Raw genomic sequence first — 21,602 nt, 5'->3', positions numbered from 1 at the left:
CTTTTGCTACTTCCGCTGCTTCACCCAACCGTCCGAGAGGAACTATCTTCAATAATTGTTCCTTAACGTCTTCAGAGAGCTTATCCGTCATAGCAGTACGGATATACCCCGGCGCAACTGCGTTAACAAGCACACCGCGTGATGCCAACTCCCTGGCTGTAGTTTTGGTCATAGCAATAACCCCGCCTTTTGAAGCGGAATAATTTATCTGCCCCGCATTACCCATCTGGCCAACAACTGACGCTATGTTGACAATCCTTCCACTGCGTTGTTTCATCATAACCCTTGCACACGCTTTTGTGCAATTAAACACGCCTTTAAGGTTAATTGAAAGAACAAAATCCCAATCTTCTTCGCTCATTCTCACCAAAAGCCCGTCTCTAGTCACCCCAGCATTGTTGATAAGTATATCAATTTTCTGAAATCTGTCAAGAATTTTTTTAACCACATCTTCGCACTCCGCTGGCTTGGACACATCAAGCTTCAGTACGATAGACTGGCGTCCAAACTTTTGAGTGATCTCCCCTGCCGTAATATTACCCGCTGTTTCGTTCATATCGGCAATAACAATATCCGCGCCTTCAGCTGCTAATGCAAACGCGATCTCTTTACCAATACCCTGTGCAGCGCCGGTAATAAACGCTACTTTTGACTCTAATTTCACAAACATTTACCTCCTATATTAAATAGATAACTGCTCAACTACATTTTTCAAGGTAACCGTATTTTCTGCGTTTAAGACAATAATTTCACGGCTAATCTTTTTAATCAACCCGCCAATAATTTTCCCCGGCCCGATTTCAATAAATACTCTTACACCGGCGCTTATCATCGTTTTAACACTGTTCTCCCAAAACACCGGATGGTTAACCTGTCTTACCATCTTAGTACGAAACTCTTCTTTAGCAGTAGTCATCACAGCGTCACAATTAGTCACTACCGGCAAAACAGCATCGTTAACCACCGCTTTGATCACAACTTTATCTAATAACTCAGCTGCGGGTGTCATTAAACTAGAATGAAACGGCCCGGATACTGCCAACCGAATCACGCGTTTAGCGCCTTTCCCCGGCGCTAGCTTCTCGAATAATTCCATACCATCAACCGTCCCTGCAACTACAATCTGTTCCGCAGTATTAAAATTTACCGGCTCAACAATGCTACCGGAACTGGTAATTTCTTCACACAACGCCGATATTGCATCTTTCCCCATACCCAATACCGCAGCCATAGTTCCCGGATTAAGTTGTGATGCTTTACCTATAAACTCCCCGCGTTTGCTGACTAACTTCATCCCTTCCTCAAACGCTAAAACACCTGAGGTAACCAGTGCGGAATACTCTCCGAGACTATGCCCGGCAGTACACAAAACCTTTTTTTCCCATGAAGGCAATGCTTTTTTCAGTGCCTCCATTATTGCGAGTGAAGTCATAAATACAGCGGGTTGAGTCACTTGTGTTTGTTTAAGCCCGTCTTCCGTCCCTGCAAAAATTGTTTGTGCTAAATCAAACCCCAAAATATCTGATGCTTTACCGTACAATACACGCAGCGATTCATCGCTATCATAAAACTCTTTCCCCATACCGACATACTGTGCACCCTGACCCGGAAAAACTAATGCAACTGATTTATCTTGTACTACCATATTTTTTGTTTACACCAATCTAAGATACATCCTGACGTTAACTTCACTTTTCGTATTCTTCATCTGTCTCCTGCTGTTTCTGCATTTCTTTTGTTTCTACTTGCTGTACAAGTTTTACTATCTGCTCATTTACACCTTTTGATGTAAACTCAGCAGCAACGTTAATAGCATTAACAATCGCTTTCGGCGTACTTTTCCCGTGACAAACAATAGAAGTACCGTTAATTCCCAGCAACGGCATACCGCCGTATTCATCAAAATCAATAAGTTTTTTAATATCCTTAAAAACCTTGTTGAGTGTCAATGCCGCGAATGCTGCACGGATAGGATGTTCAACAATTTTTGATTTAATAAAACTAAACAAAAACTCAGCTAACCCTTCCGAAAGCTTCAGCACCACATTACCAACAAAACCATCGCATACAATAATATCAGCCTTCCCCTTAAGAATATCGTACCCTTCGATATTACCAACAAAATTCAACTTCGAGTTTTTTAATAACTCAAATGTCGCCAAGGTCAACTCATTACCCTTAGCATCTTCTTCACCGATTGACAACAACCCAACTTTCGGTGATTCACGATTATAAACGCATTTCAGGTACATAGAACCCATAATCGCGAACTCAAGTAAATACTTAGGTTTGCAATCAACATTAGCTCCTACGTCAAGGACTATACTAAACCCGCCTTCTTTAGTAGGCATCGGAGAAATAATTGCCGGCCTGCTTATTCCGGGTAAACGATGCAGGTATATTAACGCTGAAGCTAACTGCGCACCGGAACTTCCCGCTGAAACAACCGCCTGTGCGACACCTTCCGCAACAAGTTTTGTAGCAACCATAATAGACGAGTCACGTTTTTGCCTGCACGCACGTCCCGGGTGTTCATCCATCCCGATAACCTGTGTAGCATTCCGTACTTCTATTTTATTACCGTTATACCCGTTTGCATTGAGCTCAGCCTCAACCTTAGTTTCATCGCCAACAAGGATAAATGTATGCTGCCCGAACTTCTCTGCAGCCTGTACAACACCTTTTACAATCGCTTGAGGCGCATGATCACCGCCCATTGCATCAACTGCGATTTTCATGTTGAACTACTCTAACTTTCTTTTATTATTCTTTACTTTTCTGCTTCCGGAGGATGTTGCTGCTGTTCCTTACTATCTTCATTTTTTTTCTTTTCCTTCTTTGGAACAACCAATTCCTCTTTGTAAAACCCGCATGAAGGACATACGCAATGCGGCATCTTCGGCGCATTACATTTCGGGCATTTACTCCCTGACTGCACTACAATTTTCCACTGTGACCTTCTTCTGTCACGCTTAGCCGAAGTGTGACGCTTTTTAGGATTTGCCATTTTGTTTCTCCATTTTCTTCAATAATTCCGATAACTTCTCCAGCCTAGTATCCACCTTTATTTTCTCTGAACACTTACACCGTTCCGTATTAAGATTACATCCGCACGATATACACAACCCCCTGCAGGAGGGTTTGCACAACGGTTTCATCGGCATAACTAACAATACTGTACTCAATATTTCCTGTTGGATATCAACCCCGTTTTTTTCAAGCTCTCGGTAATCAAGCTCCACGTCTATACGTGTCTCAATAAATTCATTGTATTTATTAAGACAACGGCTGCATTCCGACAACAACGCGGTATTAAGTTTAGAAACGAACCTTGCTCCTACATTATCATCAAGTATAACCCTGCCATCTATTTTAACATCATCCGCAAGGACAAACTCCTTAATACTTTTAAAGAACACCGAACTCTTGCTTTCGGTATAATCAACTTCAACCCATTTTTGCTCTTTTAACAGGTTAATATCTATCTTAAACATTTTTTCAAACACCCATCAGCCTTAACACTCTACACCGCAGGTTTCAGTTTTACTTATCAACACTTAACCATTACTGGTAATTATATCATGAGCTTCATTAGCGATCATCAATTCTTCGTTTGTCCTTACAACCCAAATCTGTATCCTTGAATCGTACGTACTCACCAACCTATCCTCATTTTGATGCACTTCATTAATTTTCCCGTCTATCTTCACACCAAGTTCTTCCAACCCTGCGCACGACTGCATCCTTACAAGCGGCACATTTTCTCCAATCCCAGCAGTAAAAACCAGCGCATGTACGTGTCCGAGCACAGCGATATAATTACCTATATACTTTTTTAACCTGTAACAAAACATATCAATCGCCAACTTTGCCCGAGTATTACCCTTTGCACGTTCAGCAATTAATACACGCATATCATTACTTATGGAAGATATACCGTACAACCCGCTTGAACGGTTTAATATAGACAACACATCGTTTCTCCCCAACCCTTCAAATGTCATAAGTTTTACCAGAACAGCAGGATCAATATCCCCCGACCGTGTACCCATGATCAACCCTTCCAACGGAGTCAATCCCATGGAAGTATCAACTGACTGCCCATTCTTTACGGCAGTAATACTACACCCGTTACCGAGATGGCACGTTATTGTATTACAATCAAAATAATCCCGGTTCATAAGTTTTGCAACTCTTTGAGAAACATACTTATGAGAGATCCCGTGCGCGCCATAACGTTTAATCCCGTACTTTTTGTAGTAATGATAGGGTATGGCATACAGATGCGCGTATTCCGGTATAGTTTGATGGAACGCGGTATCAAACACCGCCACCTGCTTTGCTGACGGTAAAAACTGTTCTACCCCAAGAATTCCTTCGAGATGATGCGGGTTATGCAACGGTGCATATTCAAAACATTCGCGTATACCATGCTTAACCTTTTCATCAATAACTATTGATTTTGAGAAAAAATCACCTCCATGCACCACACGATGCCCAACAATCCCGATCTCTTTTATATCACTTACTATACCATTATCTTTATCAGTCAACGCAGCGAAGATAATATTTATAGCATTCTTATGGTCAACGATTTTTTGGGTAATCTTAAGAGACTGCTTCCCTACAGCATCATACTCAAACACAGCATCATCCGAACCAATACGGTCAACCTTACCTTTAGCAATATTCAATTCTGCCGGCATCTCAAAGAGAGAATACTTAACAGTTGACGACCCGCAGTTAATCACCAATATTTTCAGCATAATACACCATCTACCTTTATTTCACAACTATTCAACTATACATCCCAATCCGTAGGAGAGTACTCATAAAGTTCACCGGGTTCAAACAATACACCGATTTCATACTCCGCTGATTTAAGAGAATCCGAACTATGCACCAAATTCCGGCGATTATCCGTCCCCCATAACTGCCTCAACGTTCCTTTCGCAGCAATACGCGAATCAGTTGCACCGTTAAGATTCCGCACTTTTTCAATACACCCTTTGCCTTCCCACACCATAACAATTACCGGTGCAGAAGTTACAAACTTCAAAAAAAGCGGGAAAAACTGTTTCCCTATATGAACAGAATAAAACTTCTCGGCTCTCTCTTTTGAAAACCTTATCATCTTCATGGCGACAAGATTCAACTCTTCGCCATACAAACGGTCAATAATCTTCCCTGCCAGTTTCTTACATAGCCCATCAGGTTTTATGATTACGCAAGTACGTTCAAGCATACTTTAATTCCTTCTTATACTTAGCAAGTTTCTCCAACCCCTTACCAGCTTGGTAATCCGTAATAGCTTCAGAATACATATTTTTTTGGGCATAAATATTACCCCGGCGGTAATACGCAGTCATATTTTCAGGATTTATCCTAATTGCCTGTTGATACTGCTCAAACGCTTCATCTATTTTTTTTTGTAACTCAAACACTCTCCCAAGCTCAACCCTCACCTCATCAAGTTTAATATCCTTCTGCCGTTTATCTACAGCATCCAATGTTTTCTTCAGCATCTCTTCAGCTTTCCCAAACTTATTTAATACCGCATAAGCAATACCAAGTTTATACACATACTTAACATTGATATTCGCCATTTTCCATATTTCCGTTACTTGTTCCACAAACAATTCATACCGCCCGTTCTTAAAATAAATATCTGCAAGGCCCATCCTTAATTCATACTTCCTCGGTTGTGCCGGTATCTGCTGTATAAACTTATCTACTACCCCTTTTTCACTCCGCACCTCACGCGCAAACAACCCGATTTCCTGTTTTAAATCACCATCTTTCTCAACTCTCACAGCCGAGCGTAGTGCATCCTCAGCCTTTTCATAATCCCCGGTTCCGACATACGCTTCTGCAAGGTTACAGAACACCGAACTACTATTTCTCATTTTTTTAGTTAACGTACTGAATACCCCAACAGCTGCCACATTATTCTTTTGTTTTAAGTAAGACAACCCAAGATCATACGCAATCGCGGTATTCTCCGGATTTAATATATACGCTTTCTCATAATCAACTATCATACTTTCAAAATCTGTTTCTTCACGCATATAAGCCTTAGCCAATTGTACATACTGTATAGAGCACTCCATCCGCCGCTGCTTAGACATTTTTGCGATGACTACGCGGTACTCCTCAACACTTTTTTTATATAAAAGGTCAAGCTTGACAATTTCACCGTAATCCTTCACCACTGCGCTTTTCAACAATTCATCCTGCTCGTTTAATAACGAGGCACCCTGATCCCTGTTTTTTTCAGGCAACGCACTTAAATTATCAAATACATCTGATACAACATTCTTCAACGACTGTAACAAACTCAAACCTTGTTATTCTCCCTAAACAATTTTATACTTACGCAGACTTGACAAACCCCGCGATTTCATCAGCCATCTCTGAAGTTCCTGCATTACCACCGAGATCGTATGTCACAACTTTATGTTCTTTAATAACCCGTGCAACTGCCATCTCCACTTTTTTTGCAGCCATATCCTCACCTAAATGCTCAAGCATTAATCCCGCAGATAAAATCAACGCAGTAGGGTTAACCTTATTCATTCCTTTATACTTTGGAGCACTCCCATGCACAGCTTCAAACACCGCCATCCCGTTATCCCCAATATTTGCCCCCGGCATAACCCCTAACCCTCCGACAATACCTGCGCACAGGTCAGACACAATATCGCCGTAAAGATTCGGCAGTACCAAAATATCATATAACAAGGGTTTCTGTACTAACTGCATACATATATTATCCACCAACTTTTCTTCATACTCAATCCCATCATACTTTTTTGAAACTTCCCTAGCTACTTCAAGGAATAACCCGTCGGTAAACTTCATAATATTAGCTTTTGTGATCGCAGTAACTTTTTTACGATGATACTTCCGCGCATATTCAAACGCATACTTTACGATACGCTCCGTCGCAGCAATTGAGATTGATTTAATACTTATTGCAGAACCTACAGATATTTTGTTATTGCTCATCGCAATAATATCCCGTGCTTCCTTTGTATCCCTCCCGTATTCCACACCGGCATACAAATCCTCAGTATTCTCGCGAACGACTACAATATCAACATCCTTGAAGTATGACTTCACTCCGGGATAATACTTACACGGCCGTAAACACGCGTAAAGATTCAACTCTTTCCTTAACGCAACATTAACACTGCGGAACCCTGTACCGATAGGAGTCGCAATAGGCCCTTTCAGTGCAACACGGTTTTTCTTTACGGATAGCAATACATTCTCCGGTAACGGAGTCCCGTATTTGGCGATAGCATCCGCACCTGCTTCAACAGTCTCCCATTCAATATAAACTCCTGTCGCAGCAACAACTTTTTTTGTCGCATCAACAATCTCAGGGCCAATACCATCCCCGGGGATTAATGTTATAACATACTTACCCATAATTTTTTATACCTTAAACCCGCCATGCTGTGTCAAATGCCTAACCAACCCGCCATCATTCAATAATGTCAACATTGTCTGCGGCAACTTAACAACCTTAACAACTTTCCCCTGGGTTAAATTCCGAAGCACGCCTTCCTCCAGATCAAGTTCAAGTTCGTCATTCTCGTTTATACCGTCGGTATTACATTCCACCAGCGGCAACCCGTTGTTATACCCATTACGATAAAAAATCCTTGCGAACGACTTGGAGACAACCGCACCGACACCCGCCGCGATCAACGCCAACGGCGCCTGTTCACGCGAAGAACCGCACCCAAAATTCTTACCCGCAACAACGATATCGCCTTTTTTCATCTTACCATAAAACCCCGGAGCAATATCCTCAAAAATATACTTCGCCAGCTCATTCATATCTTCTGTCTTAAACTTATACCTTCCGGATATAATATAATCGGTATTAATATCGTTACCGTTACCATCCTGTTTTCTAACAACTTTTGCATTACCTTTAATTTTCATACTAAAACCCCGAATCTTTATTAAACTTTATATTATAATAAAATTTATGCCATTAAATCAACAATTCCGTCATTACCCAACTCTTCTTGGGTCAACAATCTTACCTCTAAGCACACTTGCCGCAACAGTTGCCGGTGAAGCAAGGTAAATATTGGCATTAGGATTACCCATTCTTCCCCTGAAGTTCCTGTTAGCTGTGGAGATAACGTTTTCATTATCATACGGCACGCCATTATGAGTCCCGACACACGGCCCGCAACCCGGTGTCACTACTGCAGCACCGGCTTCAACCAGCACCTGAATAATCCCGGTATTCATAGCTTCAAGATAAACTTCCCTGGATGCAGGAGCGACGATAAACCTTACATCACGATGAACTTTTTTGCCTTTAACAATCTTCGCTGCAATTTGTAAATCTTCCACCCGCCCGTTTGTACATGTACCGATAAACCCTTGATGTATCACAGTACCTTCAACTTCCTGCACCGGCACGACATTATCAACGGTATGCGGTTTTGCCACCTGCGGCTGAAGTTTCTTAACATCATATTCCCTGATATCGCAATATTTCGCATTAGTATCCGCTTCAACACTGCTGAATTTACGTTTAGCCCTGTCCTTTAACCACGCCTCTGTTTTTTTATCAGCCTTCATAACCCCGAATTTTGCGCCCATCTCAATTGCCATATTTGTAATAGTAAACCTTGCATCCATAGACAAAGAAATTATAGTATCCCCAAGGTACTCAACAGATTTGTATGTAGCCCCATCGGCAGTAAAATCTTTAATAATATGCAGTATAAGATCTTTTGAATACACCCCTTTCGGCAGTTTACCGGTACACCACACTTTAACTGATTCCGGTACTTTTAACCATGTTTGCCCTGCCATCATCGCAGCGGCAACATCCGTTGAACCCATACCTGTGGAACACGCATTAAGTGCGCCGTAGGTACACGTATGCGAATCCGCTCCCAGCACAAGGTCACCGGGAACAATTCCTCCGGATTCAGGGTTAACCTGGTGACACACTCCACAACCGATATCGTATAATTTTAACCCAGATTTTTTTGCAAACTTCCGTATTTTATCATGTATTGCAGAAACACCAATCACCGGGCTTGGTGACGAGTGGTCTATTACCATAGCGCACTTTTTTGAATTAAACACCCTTGAGGTATTTAATTTGTTTAAAACATCAATAACAATCCCAGAAGTTCCATCCTGACTGAACACAAAATCAATCCCGGTAACAGCGATATCACCCGCGCACATATCCTTACCCGCGTGTTTAGAGATAACCTTCTCAGCAATAGTTTTACCCATAACTATAAAATTCACCTTTCCTAGTAATAAATATAGAACAAAAAATTATTAAAACATTATATATTTTTCACCACAGAAATTAAAGAAGGCCGTGACAAAAAAACAGTGCGCAATAATAAGCGAGTTTAACCCCGCTCATTATTGCGCTACAAAAAACCTATACTTAACTTAATTACCCTATTTTGCCACAACAATACTGCCGGTTGTAGCTTTACCGTCAATTATGTACTGATAAATATAAATCCCGTTCTCTACCAATTCGCCGTTAGAATCTCTCCCATCCCAGACATCCGTATCTACTAACTCGCGGACTAACTTATTTGAGATATTAAAAATATTGACTTTAATAGATTCGGATAAACTCAACACGTATTTCACATTAGAAATACCGTTGAACAACACAAAATCGTTCTTACCGTCACGGTTAGGAGTAAACACCTTCTCTTTCGGCGCATAAAAACTTCCGTCTTTAAGCATATCAAGTGATTTCATGGGGAATACCCCGAAAACACCCAACACATTTGTTTCTATAGTTATCACATTCCTTGTTGTATCAACCGACCCGCCGATAAACCTCCACTGCTGCCCGTCGTAGTAGAACACTTTGAGATCGCGTTCGTTGTAGTCGGTACCATCCACTAGCCCGTCATTATCGAAATCAAAGAATAAAAGGTCCACTTGCGCGGGAGTGCTCAGTATAAACCCTTCCGACTTGAACTCATAAGCAGCAACCGGTTTTGTAACGGAAGAGTCAACTGACGGGTTATTAATATTTTCGAGAAATGAAGTATCCTTTTGTTTTGCCTGTACAAGAACGTTGCTATCCACACTCCCGATTGGCAACTTTACTGCCACCTCGCCATCTTCAGGGTTTGCATCAGTCAATGCCAACCTGCCCCCATTAATACCAAGGTACTGCTGCGCATCCTTCACGTAAATAACTGTGTACGCACTTTCCGTATCAGGAACTTGAGCAATATTACCATCAATATCTTCAGCAGTAAGTGAATACTCAATTGCGGATACTGCAGACGGTAAATCTTCCGGCTGTATTGTACCTATAAAAATATCGCCCATAAACGACATTACTTTCTCACCTTTTTCAATTTCCTGGTTAGTATCATCAAGCAAACGGTACTTTACCTTTGCTTCTTTAACCCCGCTGTTATCATCCGTTACCTGCGCAACCATAAGAACCTTATTCCCTTGTATACAGATCTTTGTCAAAGGTACATGTTCAATCACAGGTGCAGTATTATCCGAAGTACCAACATACTTCAACGAAGTGCTCGCCCATACAGCTTTCCCCTGGACTACCTCCACTGTTTTCTTTACAGCTTCATACCCGCGTTTAGTGATGGTAACTTCATAAGCTCCTTTTACCAAACCAGTGAACTCAAAGAAACCAAGCTGTGCACCATTGGTACCTGAAGTAGCAGAACTGCCATTGTCAAGACTCACTAACGCACCGCCGAGACGGTTACTCAACTCATTAGCTCCGCGGCTATCATAAACCTGGCCAAGAATAGCGCCAGTCTCAAGTTCAATACTAACATTCACAGTTACGGGATCCGAAGAATTTCCTGCATTATCAACCGCGACTATCTGGATTTCATAAACTCCATCGGGTAAGACAGCACCCGCCGGATTTCTTCCTTCCCACATAAACGTGTATGTCCCTGCGCTTTTCGCAGAATTTGTCAATAACGCATACGAAGTATTATCCTGCGATTTCGCTGTTATTGTAACCTTCGAAGTTTCGGTTAATGTATACTTTATAATAGTATTTTCACGGAATCCATCATTATTCGGAGATATAGCCGATGGTACCGCTGAAACATCCACAATTTCCGGCAGATTTGAATCCAGCCGCACTACAGTTTTCCTTGTTGACGTTGCACCGTTCGCTGTAGCTGTAAGAACTATAATGTAATCAAGCCCCGCGTCTTCCACACTACCATCATTGTTCTTTCCGTCCCAGTTTACGGTATACTGCCCGGATGTTTTATTAGCACTATCAACCAACGTACGTATGATTACATCTTCATTCATCACCACAATTTTTATTACAGCATCCGAACCTATTTTATAGGTTATGACGGTTTCGTCATCAACTCCGTCACCATTAGGAGATATAGATGACGGTGTGGCAGTAATAATTGCGGAAATCCCTGTCTTATCACAAGTAATACTTACAGGCACATTCCCGGAAGTACATTCATTACCCACAATATCCACCGCCTGAACAGTATAATAATACTGCACTCCGGCGGTAAGTTCTGTCCCCGCGTTGATGTATAAAGAATCTTTTACACTACCGTCAACTGAAACCTTTTCCTTTGTCCCTGACAACCCAGCCTGACGGTAAATGTTGTAATAATCAACACCAAACGCATCATAAACCGCTGTCCATTCAAGTTGAATATCACCTCCGCCAATATTAGAAGCAGTTAAGCTTGTCACTCCCGCCGGAGGATTGGTATCAATCGAAAAATCACGGGTAACACTCCACCCACTAACATTATTAAAATCATCCGATGCTCTTACTCTCCAATAATACCCACCCTGGGCAAACGCTGTTGTAGGCGTATATGTAACAGTTGTAATTGTCACATCAATGAGTGCCGGGCTGAAATTAGCATTTGCCGCTACCTGCAGTGTGTACTTAACAGCAGTGTTATACTCAATTGGAAACCAACTAAAAACCGGTAACGTATTCTTAGTTACTTCCTCTAAGTCCGGACTTTCCAGTACAGGCGTCCCGGGTGCGGTTTTATCATATTTCAATGTAAATAATGTCACTGCGTCAGACCAATTTCCTGCAGCATCTTTTGTCCGCAGTATCAAGTAATACGGTTGTTCCGACGTTGCAGCAGTAGTAAAATATGTAACTGTAGCAGCATGGCTTTTGTTTACAACAGTATCGGGTATGACAGCACTGTTACTTCCCCAATATACACTATACCCGGCAACTCCGCTACCTGAATCTGTAGCTCCTGAAAATTCTATATACGGCCCTGCATCAATATTCTGCCATTGATCATCAGGTACAGCTTTTGCTTTTGTATCATCAGCCCATGCGTTACACGTTGTAGGATTTACAGGAACAGTATTATCATACTTATACTCAAATATTGTCGCAGCAGCGGACCACAAACCCGCAGAATTTTTTGTCTTAACACGCAGATAATACGTACTCCCGCTGGCAACCGCTGACGGAGCGGTATAGGTACCCATACCGTTATCTACTACAGTTTCAGTAGTTCCCGGATCACCTGAGATACTAGTTCCCCAATAGACTGAATAACCAGTCACTCCGCTCTCATTATCATCCGCGCCAGTCCATTCAAAATATGGTATTGTAGAGATATTTGTCCAAGAAGCATTTACAGCACTATTTTCTTTCCCGCTGTTATCATAGGCAGTACATAATACAGGATTTGTCGGTGGTGTAGCATCACTTATAGTCCCTGGTTTTGCGAACGTACTGTCGATATTAGAATTTGCCGACCAATTTCCTGAATCATCACAAATCCATGCACAGAAAAAGTATGTTGAACCCGGTGTTAATCCTGCAACCGTTTTTGTTATAGTTTGCCCGGGTGATGCAGTTAATGTATTTTCCTGTTTAAACGTCCCCACAGCCCAGGTTTTTTGCGTAGTTGCATAATCAATCCGATATTTCCCGTTAATATTCCCCGCAGTACCGTCATCGCCGGTACAGTTCCAGCTTATTGTAACCGTCCCGGGTGAACTTCCTGGAATAACATTTAACGTATTAACCGCAGATGGCGCTGTTTTATCCGCCGCAATTTTTGCCGGCGCATTTGCGATATTAGAATTTGCCGACCAATTTCCTGAATCATCAGCAGTCCACACACAAAAATAATATGTTGTACCGGCAAGCAGGTTTGTCACAGTATAACTCTGTGCCGCGCCAACCACAACGCTGGTGGACCACTCTTTTTGATAAGTCCCCACCGCCCAGGTTTTTGTTGCCGCCGAGTAATCAATCCTATACTTCCCACCAGTAATGTTTCCGGTTGTACCATTATCCCCTTTCCCTGTCCAGGTAAGGCCTACCGACCCTGAAGTAGCACCAGATACAGCTTTGAGATCAGCAACTGCAGAAGGAGCAACCGTATCAGCTGCATTGGGTGTAAATACAGTAACTATTGAACCAGAGTATGATAACAATTCAGAAATCCCCAGCACGGCAGTTGTCGTTTGATATGCATCTATACGGAAATAATACGATGTCCCTGGCTTAAGATTATTTGCGGTATAACTCGTTGCGGTTGTCTTTGCAAAATATCCTCCATGCGCTTCGTATTCAGTTACATGATTATAATCATTTACGGTATTACCATCACCTGAGAACCCTACACCCACACGGTTACAATTTGCATCCGCAGCTGCAGCTAAACGCACAGCACCCTCAGTACGATATGAACGGTAATTCGCAGAACCAGTACTAGTTTTTCCAAGCGGATAAAACGTTCCCGCGGCACTACCCCAAAACGGGAACGCGTTTTTGTAGATACGGTTATCCCCGTCATAAAAACGGTAATTAAATTTATGAATTGGTATATCAGACCCAAAACTTACATACATAGACGTATTAGCCGAAGCCTGTGCACCGGCATAAGTATCATTTGTCTTAATTCCGTCAGTTACATACGCCAACCCTGTCCAAGCTGGAGTCCCTGATGCCGCAGCTGTCTTTTTATAACACCTGTCAGAAATAATGTTTTTATCATTAGAACAATAAACCGTGTATCCATTAGCACCAGTTGACGCAGTCCAAGTAAGTGAAACCGATGTTGAACTTAACGCTTTGGCAGTAAGCCCACCGGGTACTGCCGGCGCTTTTTGGTCTGGTACTGTGAAAAAAGTCGTTGCTGAGGGTGAATACGCCCAACCCGAACTACCACCAGTGTTTTGAGCACGCACAGCTAGACGATACCGTCCCGACCCAAAAACGAAATAGTAGCCCGGCCATGAAACATTCGCGGCGTTTGATTTTGTAACATCTGCCGGAGAATATGTCCATGCTCCACCTTCCTTCATCCATGCAAGATCATACGCTGTTGCACCGCTTACTGCGGACCATTTGAACACAACGCCATACCCTGACTCCTGGCAATCCACCACTAAACCTGTGGGTGTCGCTGGAGCAACAACGGTACTAGTAACAATTTGTTTCCTGCGTATAGGACGGTAACTATTCAACGCTGAATACGTACGGGTATACATCCTTGCTCTGTATCCCGCCCCGGTTTGTTCCATAGTTTCAATCCCGCCACTTATACGTTTGTTAAAAAGTACTATATGACTTCCCGAATCGTTACACGCATCACCTTGATACATCGTTACTGTGTCACAAGTACCAACTCCGCCTAAAGAAGACCATTTAGTTCCGAGCCCACTCTCAAACGATCTTGTGGTCTGCCTTGCGGTAAGTTTCCAGCAAATACTTGCAAACGCGGAACAGTCGTTACCGTAAGTAGTATTACCTCCAGAAGTATTTTTAACATGTGAACTAAACTCACTCCAGTTATCCACAGTTCCCTGTGTGTATGCTTCACCATGATAACTTGAACTAGCGTAATAAGTTATTCTCCCGACGCTAACGTACGTATTGTTATATATTGTATGAGCGGGCTTCCAATAAGGATCAATCATTGTATGAGCAATCGCAGTAATCTGCGCGCGCGTAATATCACCCCAAGTGTCCCCGCTCCACGCATAAACGTCCTGTGTTATCGCCAGTATTGACAATACTAACGACAATACAATCACTGTTACTTTCACCAAACTCCATCTTTTGTTTTTCATAAATATATAAACTCCTTTGGAAATATACCGTTACTGCTGCTGATACGTACAAATCTTACCTTTTGTCGGTCCGAGCTTGAACTGCGTGATCGCCCCGCTTTTTGTAACAGCCAGCAATTTTACCGGCGGTACCAGGAATCCTGTATTACCGGTTATCGGAACAACACTTAATATCTCACCTGTTGGACTTATTTTGTAAACTTCAAGAATAATAACAGCTTCTCCGGCATTACGTTCCGTCTGGAGATAAATATTCCCATCAACATCTTCCTGCAGAATCTGTATTGACACAATCCCAGGCAGTGCGATATCAATAGAAACATCAATATTCCCGTTTGAGTCAAGAAAATTAAGGATTCCTTTTTCTCTCCATAAAAGGTCAACAGTAAGCTTTTTCCCAGAACTCATAACCATCCCGGGTTTTAATGGTATTGCTAACTCCTGTTCAGATAGTGCAATAAGCGTATTTTTGTAGATTTTCGCTAACAACACCTGTTCCTGATCGCTTGTATCGAAATACAGTTCACTACCACTAACTCTCAGCGGCCCATGAGCTTTATCTATCCACCTGTCCGGATCAACCTTTACTGAAGCAAGGGTTTTCCCGTCAGTACTAATCTGGAAAATGACATCTTGTCTTTCATCATAAACAAAAACGTTGCCGAGATCATCTACTGCAACATCCGTAGGAATAATTTCTTCACCCAAATTAATTGTTTTCTTGGCTTCGCCTGTAGGTGTATAGACCTCAACTTTACTTGCTACAGGATCACAAACATAAGTATTACCTTCACTGTCAATGTTAAAACTTTCCGGGCCAACTTTATTATCTTCGATATCCACAACATTAATCTTCTTACCAAGAACAGGCGCTTTCTTTATCACACCGCTGGCGTCCATAGAAGTAACACTATACTCAATGTCTCTATCAACAACTATTGCATATTTCTGCATAATTTTACTACCTGTTGCGAGTAGCGCAACAGTATTAACAACACAGAAAATAACAAATGATGCTGACATCAAAACCGCTAATAAAAGGCTTTTAATTTTCATTATAACATCCTCCATTAATATAACTTACTTTAAATACCATTACAACTATATTGCCAATACATTGGTTTTACTTAATTCACAGATTTTTAATATGAAAACGCACAAATTGCACCAAACTACACACAATGCGCAATTACTTGCACTGTTTTAGTTCTAAAACATCACCGTGTGATACATTTTTCAGAGTAAATTCGGGTGATACTTCAATTACATGTTTTGCAGATAATATCGGCAATATTATGCGGTAAGGTTTTAACAGTGCTACAATTTTAACAACCCTGAATTTTGAATCAATTAATATCAATCCAATATCGACTGACATAAAAAAGGTGTGTATGGAATTACAATTTGGAAAGAACATGCATTCGTCGTTACTTAAACTTTTTTTACCGATCAAACCTTTCACTCTTGACAAAATATCTATTGCTGAATGAACATTATTAGAAACAATTATTTTGCGTGTATGATTTACGAGTTGCATCAACAATTTTATTCCGGATTCAACTTCACAACAACCGATTTTTTTTCTCCTGCGCTGATATTAACGTTAACCTCATTGATACCATACTCACTTTTACCCGCAGCAACCGATATTTTCCCAGGGTCAACATATCCTTGCCAGATTCCAGCGTTATTAGTGTACCTAAATTTTCCTCCATTGATTGAGATTGCAACCTCAGGTATCGGCGCATTATTCCGGCTGTTAACTACGAGTACATCCAACAAAACCTTGTTAGCTTCAGCTAACTGTAAAACATTAATTTCTTTTGTGTCATTAGTCACAAATATTTTCTTATTTACCGACTGTATCTGATTAGGCAATGCATATATAACCCCGTATTTGCCGGGTAACATTTTTTGGGTAAACGGCGTCTGCCCAGCCGCAATTAATTCAGCTGACATATTCTCAATTCCCACGCTAAGATTCTGATCCTTATCGCCTCCGAGGGGCACTGCGGTAAATTTTACTACGTGTTCCAGGTTATATACAAACAAAGATTTTGGCTTATTACCAGTAAGGTCTATCACACCTTCGAACGCATCTAATCCCTGTTTTTCGATACGGATACTATGCACACCGACACTTAGCGCCACTTCCGTTAAAGGTGTAACACCCAATGCCATACTGTCAATATACACCGCTGCGCCATCAGGTTTTGAATTAATAGACACCATCCTTTTAAACTTAGTAGACAAAACAAAACGTTCAATCGTCCCAACTTTTCCCTTAACCAATTCACTGGAAGACGGATCGGATAACGCATGCTTCATTTCTTTTGTTAAATCTACTGTAATTACTATTGGCGCAAATCCTTCCCCTGTCTTTCCTTCAGGTGGATAAATCACGATATCATGCGGGATAACTTTTACCAAAACATCCTCTACCGGCGTCCTAGACTCAACCTGTTTCCCATCCAACACAACCTTTGCACCCGGAGGGATAGACCTAACTGAAAATACCGTCTCAAAAGGTATCACAAAAGTTTTCCCAAGCTTTGACATGTTTTGTGTAACATCCACAACCTTCACCAGGCCGTTATCGTTTACTGATACGGTAGTAATCAGTACAGCATACCCCAGTTTTGTGAGTTTAAGTTCGTACGTACCCGGCTTAAGTTTCTGTACTAACAACGGCGTGATGCCCTGTGTTACCACGCTTTTATTGTTTCCTTTAACTTTAGACAACACAATCTCAGCTTGAGGAGGTATACAGTCAAGCACGAAGGCAGGCTTCCACAAACGGCTATGCCAGTAAGTACCCTGGGGCGTTATCTGGAACACAGTGTCAATAAATAAATATGATAACAACCCGAACACTAATATGCCAAGTATAATATAAATCCCATACTTAAACCCGCTGACACTTTTTTCAGGTACTTTTTTTATAATCTTAGGATTCTTTAACTCAATATCGTCTTCATTAATATCATCACGTCGCGGTATAACCGTCCGTTTTTCCTTAAGTTTTTCACCAATACCTCTTAGCCCGTTATTTATCGCATCTCCCGTAGTAGCTCTTCTATCCTTATTTTCCGTGTGTACGGTCTCTACGCTTATAAGTTCAGGCTTCCCATCCTTCTGCGGTGACTGTATTGCAAACTGTTCCTTTTTGTGTTGAGTAGTAAGCGTCAACCCTTGCAGCGTTTCTCTCAACTTCAACGTTTTCTTTTCCTCTTCCTGTATCTCCGGTAACAATAACCTTCCTACATATTCTCTTAAGTCCGTTACCCTGCTGCCCCATTCGCGTATACTTAACCATCGCTGCAGATCAACCGCCATCTCTCTCGCGGAATCATACCGCCGTTCCGGTACTGGATTCAATGCAAACTGCAACACTTCGATAAGATCAGAAGGAATGTTTGTCATCTCCAAAAACTGGTAGTCCACCTGCCCGCGCCGCGCTTTTTCCCATAATTCAGTATCCGTCGGTGCGCTGTATGCCCGTTTACCAGCGAGTAATTCATAGAGCACAAGCCCTGCGGAAAATATATCAGACCTATTTGTAATTGACAAATTATTATTTGCCTGTTCGGGCGACATATACGCGAACTTACCTACAACTGAACCAACCTTGTTATATGACGACTTTGAAGCACTCAAGATTTTCGCAATCCCGAAATCCGCAAGTTTAACCTGGCTGTCAAAATAAATCATAATATTCGCGGGAGTAACATCCCGATGCACAATCCCAAGGTTTTGGCTGGTAAGATCATCAATTTTATGATGTGCATAATCCAACCCGCGTAACGTTTGAATTATAATGAAGACTGACAGTTCAATAGGCAACGTCGGCGACGTAACATTCCCGACTTTGTTAAGTAAATACCGGAGATTACATCCCCGCACGTATTCCATAACGATATACCAACTGTTCTGATCTGCATGCAGGTAATCAATCACACGTACAATATTTTCGTGTTCCAATTTAGCGGTATTAACAGCTTCCGCGTGAAACATTTCGATAACATCATTGTCGTTGACCAATTCATCATGAAGTTTTTTTAGTGCAACAAACTTTTCAAGATTACGCGCCCAGGCTTTATATACAGTACCAAACCCTCCGGGTTCGCCTAACTGTTCAATTATTACATACTTATCCGCAACAACTTTTGTTACCATAACATTGAGTTTTACAAACTATTTACCTTCCAGCTCCTTTAACTTCTCCCGTGCTGTACGGTTAAGTTCATGCGCCTTATCCGGTACAAGTTCAATAACTTTTTGAAAACACTCCCTTGCTTTTCCCGAAAAATCGCTATACTTTGAATATGTCAACCCTTCCTTAAAGACAGATTCCGCCTGTTTGACACGCGCGATTTTTTCCGCCCTGATTTCCGCAATCAAATTAACCATATCTTTATTCCCGGGATCAAGCTTCACTGCTTTCTCTAGCTGCTCCAACGCTTCATCATGCTTACCCTCAACATAAAAGTCTAATCCTTTTTTTATATACTCAGCAGGATCCTCGCGTACAGGCACCTTTTTCTCAACTTTTTCTACAACTTTTTCTTCCACGACAGGTTTCTTTACCTGCGGTTGCTGAGGCTTAGGGACAGGAGCTTTCTTCTCAGCTTTTTGTTCCACAACCTTCTTTGTTTTATCAAGCAACTCCTTACTATCCCCATACCCTTCCGGCAACTGTTTAAACTTAGTCATAGCAGGAACATACTTTTCTTCCGCATACAACTTCTTAGCTTCTTCATAATTCTTTTGCTGTTCCTGCTTTGCACTAATTTTGTTTTTGCATATACCCACAATATCCTGCGCGATATTATACCGTTCATGATTTGCCGGTACCAATGCCAGCATTCCCGCGGCTTTCTCGAAGTTGCCTTTATTGAACTCAGCAATACCGTACTCAAAATCAGAAAGTTTCTGGCCATCCTGTGAACCAGCCTGAGTAGCATCCTCAACAGTAACCACCGCGTTCTTTTGTAATCCATATTTTAGGTACACAAACGTTGAAGGGACAGCAATAATGATTAAAGCTACTGCCACGGCTATTATTCTTGAAACAAGAGTTTTACGTTCATCTTTAAGCTCATTCTCTTTATCCGCCGTAACCTTACCCGGATTGTATTCAATAAACTGCATAATTGTTGAACCAATGGAAATAAGAACACCATCTTTAAGCGGTTCTTTCTGAATAACCTTACCGTTAACAGTTGTTCCGTTTGTACTGTTAAGATCCGTGATTGTCCATGCTCCATTCTCTTTAATAAGCTCAGCGTGTTTACCGGAAACCATATTGTCATTTTCAATAACAAAATCATTGCCAATATCCCTCCCTATGGTTAACCGGTCTTCTTCTACCCACACCTTTTTCCCTTTATTACTCCCGGATATTACTCTCAGGTACATAGGCATTGACATTATCACAGTCTTTTTTCTTACACCTGCTGGAGAATTACCGTTCGTAGACTCCCTGGTTTGTTGTTTAGACACCTCCGAATCCTGTTCCTGCGGGGTATCCTTATCCGGTTTATTTCCTACAAACTTACGAAAAATGTCAGCCATATACTATAACGCCCTTTCACCTCACACTAAAGAATTTAATAAATATCAACACTGCCACAGTAACCACTACCAGCAAACCTGCTGCTATCCCCGCGATTACCGAATTATTCAACTTACCGTTACCGGTTTTAAGCTCTGTATCACCGCCTATCAACCCCCGTGTTTGTTCATTTGGCATCTCAACAACAAATTCAGCATCGCCGATATGCAAAACCACGCCATCACGGAGATTACTATCCCGGACAAACACACTGTTTACACGTATACCGTTTGTACTATTCAAATCTTTAATTACAGCTTTACCATCACCAGTAACCACAACTTCAGCATGCTGCATTGATACCGTTGGATAATCAAGGCTTATATCAACACCTTCCCCGCGCCCAATAATAACTGTTTTTGAATCACTGGTATACACAACTCCTGATTTCACATCAATTAACTTAAACATACAACCCCTCAGTTATTTTTTCATGATATGTGCAATTTTTTTTAACAATACATCCCAGTTCGGAGGTTTAATAATACAATCTATCGCGCCAAGTTCAAAACTTTTCTCAACTTCTTCCGTCCCGATTTTACCGGTAAGTATCAGAACAGGAATATTTTTTGTTTTCTCCTCATTTTTTAAAGTTTTGCATAGTGTAAACCCATCCATCTTCGGCATCATTACATCCGTGATTATAAGGTCAGGCAAAAACAGCTTTGCTCTCTCAAATCCCTCTTCCCCGTCATACGCCTTGATAACCTCATACCCTTCGTCTTCCATAAAATCCGTAGTGAGGTCAAGCAATACAACATCGTCGTCAACCACAAGAACTTTACGTTTAACCACATTATTATCCGGCACAAATAACCCGCCTTTTTGTTACATCTTATAAATAAAACTAAGTATGACTGCTCCAAGA

General features: G+C 41.5%; 18 protein-coding genes. All 18 read right to left on the bottom strand.

Features of this window, described 5'->3' with window-relative positions; all coding sequences use genetic code 11:
- On the bottom strand, nucleotides 1-664 hold a 664-nt coding region (locus WC955_09400), incomplete at its 3' end, for an SDR family NAD(P)-dependent oxidoreductase (protein MFA5859270.1).
- Between the two features lie 18 nt (nucleotides 665-682).
- Nucleotides 683-1,645 carry an ACP S-malonyltransferase gene (gene fabD / locus WC955_09395; protein ID MFA5859269.1) on the bottom strand — a complete coding sequence of 321 codons (963 nt, stop codon included), beginning with the start codon at nucleotides 1,643-1,645 and terminating at the stop codon, nucleotides 683-685.
- A 43-nt stretch (nucleotides 1,646-1,688) separates the two neighbouring features.
- Nucleotides 1,689-2,738 carry a phosphate acyltransferase PlsX gene (plsX, locus tag WC955_09390; GenBank protein MFA5859268.1) on the bottom strand — a complete coding sequence of 350 codons (1,050 nt, stop codon included), beginning with the start codon at nucleotides 2,736-2,738 and terminating at the stop codon, nucleotides 1,689-1,691.
- 32 nt (nucleotides 2,739-2,770) lie between these two features.
- Nucleotides 2,771-3,007 carry a 50S ribosomal protein L32 gene (rpmF, locus tag WC955_09385; protein MFA5859267.1) on the bottom strand — a complete coding sequence of 79 codons (237 nt, stop codon included), beginning with the start codon at nucleotides 3,005-3,007 and terminating at the stop codon, nucleotides 2,771-2,773.
- A complete protein-coding gene (locus tag WC955_09380; GenBank protein MFA5859266.1) occupies nucleotides 2,994-3,494 on the bottom strand; it encodes a DUF177 domain-containing protein in 501 nt (166 codons plus the stop codon). Before WC955_09380 ends, rpmF begins: the two co-directional genes overlap by 14 nt.
- Before the next feature lie 63 nt (nucleotides 3,495-3,557).
- Nucleotides 3,558-4,763: an acetate kinase gene (locus tag WC955_09375; GenBank protein MFA5859265.1), complete on the bottom strand. Its 1,206-nt coding sequence runs from the start codon at nucleotides 4,761-4,763 to the stop codon at nucleotides 3,558-3,560.
- Nucleotides 4,764-4,801: 38 nt separating this feature from the next.
- Entirely contained in the window at nucleotides 4,802-5,245 is a 444-nt protein-coding gene (locus WC955_09370; GenBank protein ID MFA5859264.1) for a nucleoside-diphosphate kinase, read from the bottom strand.
- Nucleotides 5,238-6,341, bottom strand: coding sequence for a tetratricopeptide repeat protein (locus WC955_09365; protein ID MFA5859263.1), 1,104 nt, complete (start codon nucleotides 6,339-6,341; stop codon nucleotides 5,238-5,240). The genes WC955_09370 and WC955_09365 overlap by 8 nt, the downstream gene beginning before the upstream one ends.
- Nucleotides 6,342-6,372: 31 nt before the next feature.
- Nucleotides 6,373-7,434, bottom strand: coding sequence for an isocitrate/isopropylmalate dehydrogenase family protein (locus WC955_09360; GenBank protein ID MFA5859262.1), 1,062 nt, complete (start codon nucleotides 7,432-7,434; stop codon nucleotides 6,373-6,375).
- A gap of 6 nt (nucleotides 7,435-7,440) precedes the next feature.
- A complete protein-coding gene (locus WC955_09355; GenBank protein ID MFA5859261.1) occupies nucleotides 7,441-7,956 on the bottom strand; it encodes a 3-isopropylmalate dehydratase in 516 nt (171 codons plus the stop codon).
- A 72-nt stretch (nucleotides 7,957-8,028) separates the two neighbouring features.
- Nucleotides 8,029-9,282, bottom strand: a complete 1,254-nt coding sequence (locus tag WC955_09350; GenBank protein ID MFA5859260.1) for a 3-isopropylmalate dehydratase large subunit — start codon at nucleotides 9,280-9,282, stop codon at nucleotides 8,029-8,031.
- 177 nt (nucleotides 9,283-9,459) lie between these two features.
- Nucleotides 9,460-15,120 carry a fibronectin type III domain-containing protein gene (locus WC955_09345; GenBank protein ID MFA5859259.1) on the bottom strand — a complete coding sequence of 1,887 codons (5,661 nt, stop codon included), beginning with the start codon at nucleotides 15,118-15,120 and terminating at the stop codon, nucleotides 9,460-9,462.
- 30 nt (nucleotides 15,121-15,150) lie between these two features.
- Nucleotides 15,151-16,176 (bottom strand): hypothetical protein, encoded by a 1,026-nt coding sequence (locus WC955_09340; GenBank protein ID MFA5859258.1) that lies wholly within the window; start codon nucleotides 16,174-16,176, stop codon nucleotides 15,151-15,153.
- Nucleotides 16,177-16,309: 133 nt separating this feature from the next.
- Nucleotides 16,310-16,657: a DUF192 domain-containing protein gene (locus tag WC955_09335; protein MFA5859257.1), complete on the bottom strand. Its 348-nt coding sequence runs from the start codon at nucleotides 16,655-16,657 to the stop codon at nucleotides 16,310-16,312.
- Between the two features lie 8 nt (nucleotides 16,658-16,665).
- The gene (locus WC955_09330) at nucleotides 16,666-19,296 is read right to left on the bottom strand and encodes a serine/threonine-protein kinase (GenBank protein MFA5859256.1); all 2,631 of its coding nucleotides are present in this window, start codon (nucleotides 19,294-19,296) and stop codon (nucleotides 16,666-16,668) included.
- An 18-nt stretch (nucleotides 19,297-19,314) separates the two neighbouring features.
- Nucleotides 19,315-20,694, bottom strand: coding sequence for an FHA domain-containing protein (locus tag WC955_09325; protein MFA5859255.1), 1,380 nt, complete (start codon nucleotides 20,692-20,694; stop codon nucleotides 19,315-19,317).
- Nucleotides 20,695-20,710: 16 nt separating this feature from the next.
- Nucleotides 20,711-21,145, bottom strand: a complete 435-nt coding sequence (locus WC955_09320) for an FHA domain-containing protein (protein MFA5859254.1) — start codon at nucleotides 21,143-21,145, stop codon at nucleotides 20,711-20,713.
- Between the two features lie 12 nt (nucleotides 21,146-21,157).
- Nucleotides 21,158-21,544, bottom strand: a complete 387-nt coding sequence (locus tag WC955_09315; protein ID MFA5859253.1) for a response regulator — start codon at nucleotides 21,542-21,544, stop codon at nucleotides 21,158-21,160.
- Between the last annotated feature and the right edge of the window lie 58 nt (nucleotides 21,545-21,602).

This window comes from Elusimicrobiota bacterium, assembly GCA_041658405.1.
In the GTDB taxonomy this organism is placed as follows: Bacteria; Elusimicrobiota; UBA5214; order JBBAAG01; family JBBAAG01; genus JBBAAG01.
This window is presented reverse-complemented; position numbering and strand designations above follow the sequence as displayed.

Bases quoted from the DNA above. Each gene is read 5' to 3' on its own strand.
- fabD (MFA5859269.1), bottom strand. From the start codon at position 1,645: ATGGTAGTACAAGATAAATCAGTTGCATTAGTTTTTCCGGGTCAGGGT.
- plsX (MFA5859268.1), bottom strand. From the start codon at position 2,738: ATGAAAATCGCAGTTGATGCAATGGGCGGTGATCATGCGCCTCAAGCG.
- rpmF (MFA5859267.1), bottom strand. From the start codon at position 3,007: ATGGCAAATCCTAAAAAGCGTCACACTTCGGCTAAGCGTGACAGAAGA.
- WC955_09380 (MFA5859266.1), bottom strand. From the start codon at position 3,494: ATGTTTAAGATAGATATTAACCTGTTAAAAGAGCAAAAATGGGTTGAA.
- WC955_09370 (MFA5859264.1), bottom strand. From the start codon at position 5,245: ATGCTTGAACGTACTTGCGTAATCATAAAACCTGATGGGCTATGTAAG.
- WC955_09360 (MFA5859262.1), bottom strand. From the start codon at position 7,434: ATGGGTAAGTATGTTATAACATTAATCCCCGGGGATGGTATTGGCCCT.
- WC955_09355 (MFA5859261.1), bottom strand. From the start codon at position 7,956: ATGAAAATTAAAGGTAATGCAAAAGTTGTTAGAAAACAGGATGGTAAC.
- WC955_09350 (MFA5859260.1), bottom strand. From the start codon at position 9,282: ATGGGTAAAACTATTGCTGAGAAGGTTATCTCTAAACACGCGGGTAAG.
- WC955_09345 (MFA5859259.1), bottom strand. From the start codon at position 15,120: ATGAAAAACAAAAGATGGAGTTTGGTGAAAGTAACAGTGATTGTATTG.
- WC955_09340 (MFA5859258.1), bottom strand. From the start codon at position 16,176: ATGAAAATTAAAAGCCTTTTATTAGCGGTTTTGATGTCAGCATCATTT.
- WC955_09335 (MFA5859257.1), bottom strand. From the start codon at position 16,657: ATGCAACTCGTAAATCATACACGCAAAATAATTGTTTCTAATAATGTT.
- WC955_09330 (MFA5859256.1), bottom strand. From the start codon at position 19,296: ATGGTAACAAAAGTTGTTGCGGATAAGTATGTAATAATTGAACAGTTA.
- WC955_09325 (MFA5859255.1), bottom strand. From the start codon at position 20,694: ATGGCTGACATTTTTCGTAAGTTTGTAGGAAATAAACCGGATAAGGAT.
- WC955_09320 (MFA5859254.1), bottom strand. From the start codon at position 21,145: ATGTTTAAGTTAATTGATGTGAAATCAGGAGTTGTGTATACCAGTGAT.